A 12,847-nucleotide genomic window follows, 5' to 3' on the forward strand; every position below is an offset into this window, starting at 1 on the left:
CGTGCGGCCCGCATGGCAAAGCGTTCTGTGAACGCTGTTCCCGCAGCGCTATGTACGCTGAGGCTCGGCCTTGTCCGGCTTCGTCAGCAGCTTTACCCAGCCTTCGATTCCGCCGCGCACGCGCAAGATCCGGCCAAACATGCTCAGGCCGGCAAGCAGCAGCAGGCCTGCGCGGATCCGGGCAGTGAAGGTCAGATTTGTCTTGAACACGGATGAACCGAACAGCGGCTCCACGCGCAGCACCGGCTTCGCGCAAAGGCGCAGACGGTGCGACAGGAAGCCCGTCAATCCCGCCTGGAGCGACCAGGCGGCCCCGGTCAACATCGCCGTCCAGAACGCGTCGCGCAAGCCGATGACCGTATGCCATTCCCACTCGGTCAATCTCATTCTGGCTGTCAGCCGCTTGACGACATCGGTCAAATGGAAGGTCAGCCGGAGGGCCACCCTGGTATTCCGGAAAAACCGCTCCACATCGTCCCGGTCGATATGCGCGACGCCCTGCTGTCCGCGCTTTACGAGAAATTCCGTGCCGGACCAGGACCAGTCGAACGCCTTCACCACCGAGCGCCGACGGATCAATCCGTACAGCGCGCGGATTTCCAACTCGGCTTCATCATCCGCGCCGACGCGGCGGTAACGCCCGCGCACTACGACATCCGAACTGCAGACGGCTGTGAGCAGAATGATTGCGGCGACAGAAAACCAAAACCAGGCAAACGGCATCGTCGATCCCCCGCTTTCCGACGCGTTGCCATGGATAGTATGCTCTTCCGCTGCCGGATTATGCCGCAGACCGGACGGCTGAAAAAACGGCAGACCGAAAGCGCCGCCTGGGCGCGCTCCGGTCTGCCGTCGTCAGGATTGATATGATGGTGATCAGGCCTTGATCAGTTTTCGTCCCTGAATTCGTCCAGCGTCATCTGCATGCTGTCAAGCTTCTCGAACAGCATCTGCGTCTGCTCGGCCAGCAGATCCTGCTCGGCTTCTTCCGGCTCGGGCAGGGCGCTCAGATCCGGCAAACCGAAATAGTCGAGGAAAGCTTTCGTCGTGCCGTACAGGATCGGCCGTCCGATCGCGTCCGCGCGGCCGACTTCCCGGATCAGTTCCTTGTTCACCAGCGACTGCAGCGCGCGATCGCTCTTGACGCCGCGGATTTCCTCGATCTCGACGCGCGTGATCGGCTGGCGGTAGGCGATGATCGCCAGCGTCTCCAGCGCGGCCTGCGACAGACTCTGCCGGCCGGGCGTATAGGCCAGCTTCTCGAAATAAGGCGCATGCTCCGGCACGGTGGTCAGGCGATAGCCTCCGGCCACTTCGGCGACGCGCAAGCCCCGGCCCTCGCGGACCATGTCCGCCTTCAGTTCTTCGGCGGCGTCCCGCGCCAGGGCGGGGTCGCAGCCGAGGATCTCGCCGAGCTGCTTCGCGCTGATCCCTTCGTCGCCGGCCATGAACAGCAGCCCCTCAATAATCGATTTCAAGGTCTTGTAATCCACTCGCCGCCGCATCCCCTCTCCATTGAATGACGATATCGTCGAACAACCGATGCTGGAAACAGTACACCGCCCGCCGCTTCATCAGTTCCAGGATGGCGAGAAAGGTCACGACGATCTCATGGCGGTCCATTTCCCGCCGGATGAGCTTCGAGAACTTGACGGTCGAATGCTCCCGCAGCAGTTCGGCAATATCGCGGATCCGGTCCTTGACCGAAATTTCGTCGCGCCTCACCGTGGAGACGATGTTGCGGCGCGCCTGCCGGCGCAGCGCGCGCATATAGGCCGCGGCCAGGTCGGCCGGCACCAGTCCCTGAACCGGATTTTCCGGCTTGGACGGCATGTAGGGCGTCAGATCTTCGGGCTCCTTCGTGTAGACAAGCCCGCGGTCGGTCTCCAGCTCGCGCAGCTTCCCGGCGATTTCCTTGTATTTGCGGTATTCGACCAGCCGCCGGATCAGCTCTTCGCGCGTATCGATTTCGTCATCCTCGAAACCTTCGGGCCATTCTTCCTCCACGACCGGCGGTTTCGGCAGCAGCTGCCGGCTCTTGATGGCCAGCAGCGTGGCGGCCATGACGAGAAATTCGCTCGTGATCTCGAGTTCGAGTTCCTGCATGGCGTTCAGATACGCCAGATATTGGTCCGTGATCTCGCTGATCGAAATCTCGTGGATGTCGATTTCCGCCTGATCGACCAGATGGAGCAAGAGGTCGAGCGGCCCTTCGAATGTCTCGAGTTTGTAATGGATCGTCACGCTTAGAGTTCCCTTCGCTTCGGCTGTATCAATTTTCAGGCCTGGATAGCCCGGGTCAGGTTCGCCATTTCAATGGCCGTGACGGCGGCGTCCCAGCCTTTGTTGCCCGCTTTCGTGCCGGCCCGCTCCACCGCCTGCTCGATCGTGTCGGTCGTCAGGACGCCGAAAATGACCGGCACGCCCGTCTTCAGCGAGATCGCCGCGACGCCCTTGGACACCTCATTGCAGACGTAATCGAAATGCGGCGTCGAGCCGCGGATGACGGCGCCGAGCGTAATGACAGCGTCGTACTTGCCGCTTTCCGCCATCTTCTGCGCGATGAGCGGAATCTCGAACGCGCCGGGCACCCAGGCGATCTCGATCTCCGAATCGTCCGCTCCGTGCCGCTTGAGCGCGTCAAGGGCGCCCGACACCAGCTTGGATACGATAAACTCGTTGAACCGTCCGGCGACAATGCCGTATTTGAGCCCTTGCGAGACCAGCTGTCCTTCGTACACTTTCACCATTGCATCCGTCATCCTTTCTCTCCACCCAGGGAATTCAGATCGAGCATATGCCCGAGTTTCGTCTGCTTCGTCCGCAGATAGCGGACATTGTCTTCGTTCGCTTCCATCTGCAGCGGCACCCGCTCGACCACCTCGAGGCCGTAGCCTTCGAGACCCTTGATCTTGCGCGGATTGTTCGTGAGCAGCCGCATTTTGCGCACGCCCAGATCTTTCAGAATCTGCGCGCCGATGCCGTAGTCGCGCAGGTCGGGCTTGAAGCCCAGTTTAATATTCGCGTCGACCGTGTCGAATCCCTGCTCCTGCAGCTTGTATGCCTTCAATTTGTTGATCAGCCCGATGCCCCGGCCTTCCTGGCGCATATAGAGCAGGACGCCGCAGCCGGCCGCGTCGATCTGGCGCAGCGCCGCCTCGAGCTGCGGACCGCAGTCGCATCGGTGGGAATGGAACACGTCGCCGGTCAGACATTCGGAATGGACGCGCACGAGCACCGGCTGGGAAGGATCGATCTGCCCTTTCACCAGCGCGACGTGCTCTTTCGAGTCGACATCGTTCGTATAGGCGATCGCGCGGAACACGCCGAAATCGGTCGGCATCCGCACCTCGACGACGCGCTGGACCAGATTTTCCTTCTCGTTCCGGTAGCGGACCAGGTCCCGGATCGTGATCAGCTTCAGCCCGTGCTTCTCGCGGAACTTGAGAAGATCCGGCAGTCTCGCCATCGTGCCGTCGTCTTTGATGATCTCGCAGATGACCGCCGCGGGATAAGCGCCGCACATCCGCGCCAGGTCGATCGCCGCCTCGGTATGGCCGGCGCGCCTCAGCACGCCGCCTTTCTTTCCGATCAGCGGGAAGATGTGGCCCGGCCGCCGGAAATCGGTTGGCTTAGCCTTCGGATCGATCAGCGCCTTCACCGTTTGGGCGCGTTCGAACGCCGATATGCCCGTCGTCGTCGAAACGTGGTCGACCGAGACGGTGAACGCCGTGCCGTGATAATCGGTATTGTGGCTGACCATCGGCGGCAGGTCAAGCTCCTCCGCGCGTTCCGGCGTAAGCGGCACGCAGACGAGGCCGCGGGCCTCCGTGATCATGAAATTGATCACCTCCGGCGTCGCCTTGTCCGCCAGCGCGATCAGATCGCCTTCATTTTCCCGGTCTTCGTCGTCCACGACGATAACCGGCTTGCCCAGGATGAGATCGTATATCGCATCTTCGATCGCATCGAATTCCGGTTTCATCGCACTCCCTCCGTTTCTTCGCGTATCCGTTTGTCTATCAGATAAAACCGTTCTCTCTGAGCAGCGCCTCCGTCAGGCCGCTTCCGCCGCCTTCCGGTCTCTCTCCCGGCTTGCGTGCGAATCCGAGCAGATGTTCCACATATTTGCCCAATATGTCGCACTCCAGATTGACGCGGTCGCCGGGCCGCTTGTACCGGAGCGCCGTCATCGCCAGCGTGTGCGGGATGATGGAGACGTTGAAGCTTCCGCCGTCGACCCTCGCGACCGTCAGGCTGATGCCGTCCACCGCGACCGAACCGCGCGGCACGATGTAGCGCATCAATCCGGGATCGTCCGGCCGGAAGCCGAACCAGACCGCGTTGCCTTCGTCTTCACGAGACACGATGACGCCCGTGCCGTCGGCATGGCCCTGCACGATATGGCCGCCGAACCGGCCGTCCGCCGGCATCGCCCGCTCCAGATTGACCGGGCTACCCGGCTTCAGACTGCCCAGCGTCGTGTGCCGGTAAGTCTGCGGCGTCACGTCCGCGGTGAACACGCCGCCGCCCATCGACGTCACGGTCAGGCAGACGCCGCTGACCGCGATGCTGTCGCCGATCTTCGTGCCTTCGAGCACCCGGTCCGCCTCGATCGTCAGCTCCATCGACTCGCCCTTCTTCACAGCCCTCACGAGCCGTCCGACTTCTTCCACCAGACCGGTGAACATGATCAATCCCCTCCCTGCGCGGGCTGCTCCGGATAACCGGTGACACACCAATCGTCTCCGTACTGTTCGATCACAATCCGGGTCAGTTCGACCGCTTCCGCCATCCGCTCGGCAATCGGCCAGTCGAACAGCGGAATTCCGCCGCTGCCGACGATTTTCGGCGCGAAGAAGACGGCGATCTTGTCGACCAGCCCGGCCTGAAGCATCGCGCCGTTGAGTCTCCCGCCGCCCTCGAGCAGGACGGAACCGATTTCGCGCTCACCCAGCTTTCGCATCGCGTCGCGCAGATCGACGCGTCCGCCTTGCGCGGCGCAGCTGATCACCTCTGCGCCCGCCGCCTCTAGTGCGCGCCGCCTGCCGCTGTCCGCGTCCACCGCGGCGAGCACGATCGTCGGCGCCTGACCGTCGGTGAACAGTTTCAGGTGCAGCGGCAGCCGAAGCTGCGAGTCGACGACAATGCGCACCGGATGGAGGCCCGGAACCGGCGTCCGCGTCGTGAGCGACGGATCGTCCTTGAGCGCCGTGCCGGCGCCGATCATGATCGCGTCATGCCAATGCCGCAGCGTATGCACAGCCGCCCTCGACTCCTCACCGGTCACCCACCTGCTGTCACCTGAACCCGCGGCCAGCCTTCCGTCCAGCGTCGCGCCCGCCTTCAGCGTCACGAACGGCAGTCCGGTGCGGATATATTTCTCGAACGCTTCGTTCAGCTTCCGCGACTCGGCTTCGAGGACGCCGCTGACGGTCTCGATGCCGGCGGCCCGCAGCTTCGCGAGGCCGGTCCCCGACACCTTCGGGTTCGGATCCGTCGCCGCGGCGACCACGCGGCCGACTCCCGCTTCGATCAGCCGGTCGGCGCAGGGCGGCGTGCGGCCGTAGTGGGAACACGGTTCGAGCGTCACGTAGACGGTCGCGCCGCGCGCCTCTTCTCCGGCCATCTTCAGCGCGTGGATCTCGGCGTGCGCTTCGCCGCGCCTCAGGTGGCTGCCGAGGCCGACGATCCGGCCGTCCTTCACGATGACGCAGCCGACGACCGGGTTGACGCCGGTCTGACCGCGCGCCTTCGCGGCAAGCTCAAGCGCCAGCCGCATGTAGTATTCGTCATCCAATCGGTCAATCACAACAAGAAAACCTCCGAAGTTCGTTCCTTCGGAGGCTTGGAGAATGCGGACAATTGTGCGCACGCAAGGAGCGTCCGTTACCGCGAGACTTGGGTTCGGTCGGATACTATTTTCGACACGGAGAGGACGGAATGGCACGTTGTTCACGGACGTGCCAAGGCGTCGGCTGCCGGAAGCAGCGCATGCCTTGTCCGGCGGTGCGCATGACGAACCGGATGCTGCGGGTTCCGGATTCGCGGCCGCATATGCCCATGCACGGATATACCGGTCATTCACGGTCAGGACGGTGTGTGCCCGGTCATGGCCGAACAGGTGCAAACCCGCCATTCGGACATGCCCGAACCGCCTGACCATCGGCCGGCGCCGTTCGCCGAACTCTCCATGTGAAAAAAAGTACAATCCTTGCTGTCTCAATGCAGTTGCGCTTCTGCCCGCTTCCTTCTCCCATCCAGACTGTTACTGTCGGCTCCGGAATTGCACCGGATCCACCGTGCCGCCGTCCGGCCAATGTGCCATCCGTTTTCGGCCCGGGTCACGGGCTGACGCCGGTTCCGCGGCATTCCGCCGCACATGGAACCGCGATCACCGCCGGTAGGGACTTCCACCCTGCCCCGAAGGAAACGTTCATAAATGCGTACAGATGAATAGTAGCACCGTTGCCGAGGATTTGCAAGAAACGCCGAAAGAGCGCCCGGCTGTGGCTGCCTCTCGGCGGTCTCACGATGGCTGTCGGTTCGCCAGGTGCCGCGAAGTTCGCCCAACGGCCGACTCTAACGGCATTTCGTGCCGTTAATGTGTCGCCCGGGCATGTTTCCGGGCTCAATAACGGCAATCTGTGCCGTTAATAGCCGACTGAAGCTGCCAGGGACGCCCGACAGCAGGTTCTAACGGCATTTCCTTCCGTTAATCCGCCGCTCGGGCATGATGCAAGGCCCGCTAACGGCAATCCGTGCCGTTATAGGCCGACTGAAGCTGCCAAGTGCGCCCGACAGCCGGCTCTAACGGAACCACGTTCCGTTAGAACGCCTCGCAACCAGATGACGGATACGCTAACGTTACCACGGAAGCTGTCGATTAACTGTGCACAACGATCGTGCGACAGATAATCAATTTTTGCGAAATACTTTGGAAAATACGATGTTTTCTTTTCCGTTCTCACGATTACACCCGTTTTCGTGGTATAATGGTAGCAAGGTGTTTACAGGAGGCGACGCATATGACTTTTTCGGTTCGGTACAAAACGTTCGACCAACTTTCCTTTGCCGATGTGCAAGTGTACACCAAGCTGCCGCCGCATCCGTTCTGGAGCCATGTCGACAGCAAGGTCGACTTTTCGTTCGCCGATCGGCTGTGCGCGGTGCTCTATTCCGGCAGAGGACAGTACCCGTATGCGCCGTCTCTCAAGTTGAAAATCCATCTGGTTCAGGCCTACTACGGTCTGTCGGATCGTCAGACCGAAGAAAAAATCATCGGTGACCTGTTCATCAAGCGCTTCCTGCAACTGCCCGTGGATTTCATCGGTTTCGACCACAGCACGATCGGACTGGATCGCAGCCGCATGGGAGCCGCCATGTTCCGGGCCTGCCATCTCTACATTCTGGCCCAGATGTACCAGTACGGACTGTGGGGCGACCGGAACGAACAGTGGATCATCGACTCGTTCCCGACCAATGTGAACCTGAAGTTCCCGGGCGCCTATCGGCTGATTCAGCATGCCCTGATTCGTCTGGCGCAACATTTGCGCAAGCACGGGACAAAACCGATGCTTGAGGCGTTGGAGGCTTTGCCGCTGGATGGCGCAACCGTTCGGCTGAGCAAGTCGGCCTCGGCGTCGGCTCGCATGCTGGCCTTCAGCAAGCTGGTCTCCCAAGCCTACGGGTTGTTGGCCTGGTTCGAGAACGAGAACATCAAGCCGCTTCTGGCGGAGTGGAAGCATCTTAAGCGTTCGCGGGAGCTGCAAGCGATCCTGCGGCGCATTCTCCAAGAGAACAGCTCGCCTGTCGACCCCGGCGATGGAGCGGATGAAGCGTCCGAAGGCCGGAACGAGGAGACCGGGACGAACGTTCCCGAGCTCGTTCGGTTTCAAAAGATTCCGCTAGCCGAACGCCCGAAAAACCGCATCGTGAGCGCGGTTGACCCGGAAGCGCGCATCGCCAAGCGGTCGAAAACCATCTACGGGTACAAAACGCAAAACCTCTGCACGACGGGCGGCGTCATTCTCGACGTGCGCACTATTCCGGCCAATGAACACGATCAGGATGCGACAGCCGACATGACCGCGACGATCAAGCGTTTCTTTGGCGTGACGCCTTCCGCTCTGCTGGGGGATTCGGCTTATGGCCACGGGAGAAACCGGGCGCGACTGGCCGCACTGGGGATCCCCGTCGTCGCTCCGGTTCCGATTGCCGAAAACCCGACCGGTCTGTTTCATTCGTCCCGGTTTGTCTACGATGCGGAGAAGGATGTGTACATTTGCCCGGAAGGCCAACAAAGCGTCGGCAAGCAATATATCCGCCAGTCGGAAGGTCACCAGTACAGCTTTGCACCGCACGTTTGTCTTTCCTGCCCGTCGCGCAAGGCGTGCACGAGCAGTGAAAAGGGGGGCCGGCGTGTATTCCGGAGCGATTACGCAGACCTGTACGAAGCCGCCCGGGTATACAACGACAGTCTGACCGGGCGAGCCGAGTTGCAAGAGCGGCTCGTCGTCGAACGGAAGAACAAGGAACTGAAGAACGACTGCGCTCTGGATGGAGCGCGAACCCGCAGCCGCGTTACCCTGCAAATCAAGGCACAGACTTCGGCGATGGTCGTAAACCTCAAACTCCTGGTCCGAAAACTCGGAAACCCCAAACCCGGGTTTCTTCGTCGTGCGCCAATCGCGGTCGGATGAAGCAAAGCACACGAAAGGTAAGACCCATGATGATGGCGGATATCCCCCCAATCCGACCCACAACGGCTTGTGGACGAGAATTGCAAGTTTCAGTAGGGGATGGAGCCTTGTTTTTCCACAGTGAATAGACAGCTTCCCACGTTCCGTTAGCCGGCACGTCCCGCCCGCGGACCAGCGGCCCCGCAGCCCGCGGTAATCGAATCACACCTCGTAAATTTCGACTTTCTCCATGACGTCGCGCCCTTTGAACGCGTCGACATGCTCCATTCCTTTGATCACTTTGCCGAACACCGTGTGCTCGCCGTCCAGATGCGGCTGCGGCTGGTAGCAGATGTAGAACTGGCTGCCGCCCGTGTTCCGCCCGGCATGCGCCATGGCGACCGATCCGCGCTCATGTTTGTTCGGATTGATCTCGCAATTGATCGTATAGCCCGGGCCGCCGGTGCCATTGCCGTTCGGGCAGCCGCCCTGCGCGACGAATCCCGGAATGACTCTGTGGAAAGTCAGCCCGTTGTAGAATCCTTTGTTCGCGAGCGTCTCGAAATTTTTCACCGTGTTCGGCGCGTCTTTCTCGAACAGTTCGATGATGATCTCCGCGCCGTTCTGCATTTTGATCCGTGCCTGCTTGGCCATGTTCCGGCGTTCAACTCCTCTGTCCAACGTATGCACCCATCATACTACAAACCGCCCAACGGCGCAAAAAAGCCGCCCGCCGCTCAGAAAAAAACTTCCCCGAACCGCCGCCAGACCGCCGAATGGTCGACAGCCGGCTTGCGGCCGAGGAAGCTCAGGTGCGGCCTGTCAGTTCGCCGCCGGCGCGGCTTTCAGCCGCTCGGGCAGCAGATCGTTGCCGACGATGTCTTCGTACGTTTCGCGCCGTACGACGAGCGACGCCTGGCCGTCCTTAACGAAGACGACCGCCGGACGCGGAATCCGGTTGTAGTTGCTGGACATCGCGTAGTTGTAGGCGCCGGTGCAGAACACGGCGAGCAGATCCCCCGGCTTCACGGCCGGAAGCTCGATGTCCCAGATCAGCATGTCGCCGCTCTCGCAGCATTTGCCCGCGATGGATACCTTCTCGGTCGCCGGATCGTTCATCCGGTTCGCCAGCACCGCTTCGTACTTCGAGCCGTACAGCGCCGGACGCGGATTGTCCGTCATGCCGCCGTCGACGGCGACGTACTTGCGCACGCCCGGAATGTCCTTCGTCGTGCCGACAGTGTAAAGCGTCGTCCCGGCGTCGCCGATGATGCTGCGGCCCGGTTCGATCCAGATCTCGGGCAGCGGATACTGTGCCGCGGTGAAGTTCGTCCGGACCGCATCCGCGATCGCCTGGACATACGTTGCCGCTGGAAGCGGCTTGTCCTCGGCCGTGTAGCGGATGCCGAAACCTCCGCCCAGATTGATGACGCGGAACAGGATGCCGAGCTCGTCCCGCACCTGGATCGCAAACTCTGCCGCTTTGGCCGCCGCCAGACGGAAGCCTTCCACTTCGAAAATTTGCGAGCCGATATGCGAATGGATGCCGAGCAGTTCGAGATGCGGCTTCGCCGCGGTGCGCTTCACCGCTTCGAACGCGGCGCCGCCGGCCAGGTTGAAGCCGAACTTCGAATCCTGCTGACCGGTCGAAATGTATTCATGTGTATGCGCTTCGACACCGGGCGTGATGCGCAGCAGAATGTTCACGCGCTTGCCCCGTTCGCCGGCCAGCGCGTCGAGCAGATCCAGCTCGACGAAGTTGTCGACGACGAAGCAGCCGATGTTCGCGTCAAGCGCCAACGCGATCTCGTCCGGCGTCTTGTTGTTGCCGTGGAAATGGATCCGCTTCGCCGGGAAGCCGGCCTTGAGCGCCGTGTGCAGTTCGCCGCCGGAGACGACGTCCAGCGACAGCCCCTCCTGCTCGGCGACGGCGCAGATCGCCATCGTGCAGAACGCCTTGCTGGCGTAAGCGACCTGGAACGGAATGCCGGTGGCGCGGAACGCGTCCATGTACTCGCGCATGCGCTGCCGGACGAGCGCTTCATCGACAATATAGAGCGGCGTGCCGAATTCAGCCGCCAGAAGCTGAACGTCGCAGCCGCCGATTTCAAGCCGTCCTTCGGCATTGATCTTGCTGGTTCCGTGCAAGTGCATCAAAGATTCTCCCCTTGCGCTGGTTCATCTGATTTGCAGCATATGCACTAGTATATCGCATTCGGAACCAGTGAGAAATGGATTTTTTGCAACAACCTTTGCACTTTTCTGCCGGTTCTTTGCACTTTTTTACCTATTCTCCTGCGAATCCGGGAGCCGGTCCAGTTGTTGCGGCTTCAGCAGCGGATTGCGCTTCTTGTTCTGCAGCTCCGGCGGACGAATGAGCAGGGCGGCCAGCGACCTGCCGTCGAACGGGATGAACGGCCACAGATAGGGCCGGTTGAACGACCGGGTGCAGGCGAGCAGCACGACGAACAGCGCGGTGCCGACGACGAATCCCGGAATGCCGAAAATCGCCACGGCGATGATGAGCGCCAGCCGGACGATCCGGTTCGCCAGCCCAAGCTCATAGTTCGGCGTGGCGAACATGCCGATCGCGGCGATTGCCATGTACAGAATGACCTCGTTGTTGAACAGCCCGGTCTTCACGGCGATGTCGCCGATCAGAATCGCCGCGATCAGGGACATGGCGGTCGACAGCGGCGACGGCGTATGAACGGCGGCCATCCGCATCAGGTCGACCCCGATCTCGGCGAGCACGAACTGCAGAAACAGCGGGATTCGCCCCATCTGCTGCGGGCCGAGGAAGTCCAGCTGCGGCGGCTTCAGCTCCGGCTTCAGTACGAGCAGAAACCAGAGCGGCAGCAGGAAGAGCGAGAAAAAGATGCCGATATACCGCACCCAGCGCAGGTACGTGCCGATAAACGGCGTCTGCCGGTTCTCTTCCGCGTGCTGGGTCAAGTCGAAGAACGTCGTCGGCAGCATCATGACGCTCGGCGTCGTGTCGGTCAGCACCGCGACGCTGCCTTCGAGCAGCTGCGCCGCGACGACGTCCGGCCGCTCCGAATAGCGGACGAGCGGGTACGGATGCCAGCCGCGGTTGACGGTCGTCTCTTCGAGCTGCTTGTCCGCGAGCGGCAGCCCGTACACGTTCACATGCCCGATTTTCCTCTTCACTTCTTCGACCAGTTCGGGATCGGCGATGTCGCGGATGTAGGCGATGCAGACGTCCGTCTTCGTCCGCGCGCCGACGCGGATCAGTTCATACCGCAGGTCCTTGTCGCGCAGCCGGCGGCGGATCAACGACACGTTCGTCATCAGCGTCTCGATAAAACCGTCGCGGGAACCGCGCACGACCCGTTCGAGCGAAGGTTCTTCCGGCGTTCGGTCCGGGAACATCTTCGCGTCGATGATCAGCGCCGCGCGCTCGCGGTCGACGAACAGGGCGGCGCAGCCCGCGAACACGCTGTCCAGCATGTCGTCGAACACATCCGTCTTCGTCACCTGGACCGCGGGCACATACGTCTCGAAGAAAAGTTTCAGCGCGTCCGTATCGAGATCTTCCGCCGTCAGGTACGACAGCCGTTTGAGCACTTCCGTCAGCGCCGCCGAATTGACCAGCCCGTTCATGTAAAAAAGCGCCGTCCGCCGGCCGCCGAACGTCATCTCGCGCAGCACGACGTCGAAACTGGTGTTCAGCCCCGCCTCGCGTTCCAACAGCGGCTTCAGCTCATCGATGCTTGCCGGAATCAGCTGCTTTTCCGCCGGCTGCGATTGCCCGTGCTGTTCCCGGTTCTGCGAGCCGGCTTGTCCATGCCGGGCTTGACTTTGCTCCTCCCGGTTGCGGGCACCGCCTTGCCCCGGCTGCCCCAGGCTTTGCGCACGGGTCTGCCCCTGCCGCTCTCCGTTCTGCCCGCGGGCTTGACCATCCAGGCTCCGCGCCGCCAGGCGGGATCTGCGGCCCGATTGCCGCCCGCGTCCCCGCCTGGAACGCTCATCTTCCGCGGCATGCTTGCCGGAACGATCGTCCTCCGGTTCTTCCCGCTCCGGACGAATCAGCTTCCGCCGGACGGGACGATCGGTGCTCGCTCCCGGTTCCTTCGGCGGTTCGGGCGGAACGACGGGAGGCTGCCATCCGCCATCCTGCTGCATATCGTTTCGTTCGTCCATGG

General features: G+C 61.8%; 11 protein-coding genes and 1 riboswitch. Of the genes, 1 reads left to right on the top strand and 10 read right to left on the bottom strand.

Translation table 11 applies throughout. The features are described 5' to 3' along the window. Positions 1-48 precede the first annotated feature (48 nt). The 7 genes from THECO_RS09280 to ribD form a co-directional block, all read right to left on the bottom strand. Positions 49-648 (bottom strand): DUF2953 domain-containing protein, encoded by a 600-nt coding sequence (locus THECO_RS09280; RefSeq protein WP_157373557.1) that lies wholly within the window; start codon positions 646-648, stop codon positions 49-51. Between the two features lie 239 nt (positions 649-887). Continuing rightward, positions 888-1,493, bottom strand: coding sequence for an SMC-Scp complex subunit ScpB (scpB, locus tag THECO_RS09285; protein WP_041853866.1), 606 nt, complete (start codon positions 1,491-1,493; stop codon positions 888-890). Further along, entirely contained in the window at positions 1,462-2,244 is a 783-nt protein-coding gene (locus THECO_RS09290) for a segregation and condensation protein A (RefSeq protein ID WP_015254781.1), read from the bottom strand. Before THECO_RS09290 ends, scpB begins: the two co-directional genes overlap by 32 nt. Before the next feature lie 35 nt (positions 2,245-2,279). Then, positions 2,280-2,750: a 6,7-dimethyl-8-ribityllumazine synthase gene (gene ribH / locus THECO_RS09295; RefSeq protein WP_041854346.1), complete on the bottom strand. Its 471-nt coding sequence runs from the start codon at positions 2,748-2,750 to the stop codon at positions 2,280-2,282. Between the two features lie 8 nt (positions 2,751-2,758). Continuing rightward, positions 2,759-3,985 (bottom strand): bifunctional 3,4-dihydroxy-2-butanone-4-phosphate synthase/GTP cyclohydrolase II, encoded by a 1,227-nt coding sequence (locus tag THECO_RS09300; protein WP_015254783.1) that lies wholly within the window; start codon positions 3,983-3,985, stop codon positions 2,759-2,761. A 37-nt stretch (positions 3,986-4,022) separates the two neighbouring features. Then, complete coding sequence (gene ribE, locus THECO_RS09305) at positions 4,023-4,691, bottom strand: riboflavin synthase (protein WP_015254784.1); 669 nt, start codon at positions 4,689-4,691, stop codon at positions 4,023-4,025. 2 nt (positions 4,692-4,693) lie between these two features. Next, entirely contained in the window at positions 4,694-5,812 is a 1,119-nt protein-coding gene (ribD, locus tag THECO_RS09310; protein WP_015254785.1) for a bifunctional diaminohydroxyphosphoribosylaminopyrimidine deaminase/5-amino-6-(5-phosphoribosylamino)uracil reductase RibD, read from the bottom strand. Between the two features lie 432 nt (positions 5,813-6,244). Beyond that, a riboswitch (FMN riboswitch) is annotated at positions 6,245-6,435 on the bottom strand. A gap of 593 nt (positions 6,436-7,028) precedes the next feature. On the opposite strand from ribD, the gene THECO_RS09315 reads away from it, so the two are divergent. Beyond that, positions 7,029-8,702, top strand: coding sequence for a transposase (locus THECO_RS09315; RefSeq protein WP_015253411.1), 1,674 nt, complete (start codon positions 7,029-7,031; stop codon positions 8,700-8,702). Positions 8,703-8,903: 201 nt separating this feature from the next. Here the strand turns inward: THECO_RS09315 and THECO_RS09320 are convergent, their stop codons facing one another. The 3 genes from THECO_RS09320 to THECO_RS09330 all read right to left on the bottom strand — a co-directional run bounded on the left by THECO_RS09320 (position 8,904) and on the right by THECO_RS09330 (position 12,845). Further along, on the bottom strand, positions 8,904-9,335 hold the full coding sequence (locus THECO_RS09320) for a peptidylprolyl isomerase (RefSeq protein WP_015254787.1): 432 nt from the start codon (positions 9,333-9,335) through the stop codon (positions 8,904-8,906). Between the two features lie 168 nt (positions 9,336-9,503). Then, complete coding sequence (lysA, locus tag THECO_RS09325; RefSeq protein ID WP_015254788.1) at positions 9,504-10,835, bottom strand: diaminopimelate decarboxylase; 1,332 nt, start codon at positions 10,833-10,835, stop codon at positions 9,504-9,506. A 129-nt stretch (positions 10,836-10,964) separates the two neighbouring features. Continuing rightward, on the bottom strand, positions 10,965-12,845 hold the full coding sequence (locus tag THECO_RS09330) for a spore germination protein (protein WP_015254789.1): 1,881 nt from the start codon (positions 12,843-12,845) through the stop codon (positions 10,965-10,967). Positions 12,846-12,847: the final 2 nt, after the last annotated feature.

The sequence above is a fragment of the Thermobacillus composti KWC4 genome (assembly GCF_000227705.2).
Lineage (GTDB): Bacteria > Bacillota > Bacilli > Paenibacillales > Paenibacillaceae > Thermobacillus > Thermobacillus xylanilyticus.

Bases quoted from the DNA above. Each gene is read 5' to 3' on its own strand.
- ribH (WP_041854346.1), bottom strand. From the start codon at position 2,750: ATGGTGAAAGTGTACGAAGGACAGCTGGTCTCGCAAGGGCTCAAATAC.
- THECO_RS09300 (WP_015254783.1), bottom strand. From the start codon at position 3,985: ATGAAACCGGAATTCGATGCGATCGAAGATGCGATATACGATCTCATC.
- ribE (WP_015254784.1), bottom strand. From the start codon at position 4,691: ATGTTCACCGGTCTGGTGGAAGAAGTCGGACGGCTCGTGAGGGCTGTG.
- THECO_RS09315 (WP_015253411.1), top strand. From the start codon at position 7,029: ATGACTTTTTCGGTTCGGTACAAAACGTTCGACCAACTTTCCTTTGCC.
- THECO_RS09320 (WP_015254787.1), bottom strand. From the start codon at position 9,335: ATGGCCAAGCAGGCACGGATCAAAATGCAGAACGGCGCGGAGATCATC.
- lysA (WP_015254788.1), bottom strand. From the start codon at position 10,835: ATGCACTTGCACGGAACCAGCAAGATCAATGCCGAAGGACGGCTTGAA.
- THECO_RS09330 (WP_015254789.1), bottom strand. From the start codon at position 12,845: ATGGACGAACGAAACGATATGCAGCAGGATGGCGGATGGCAGCCTCCC.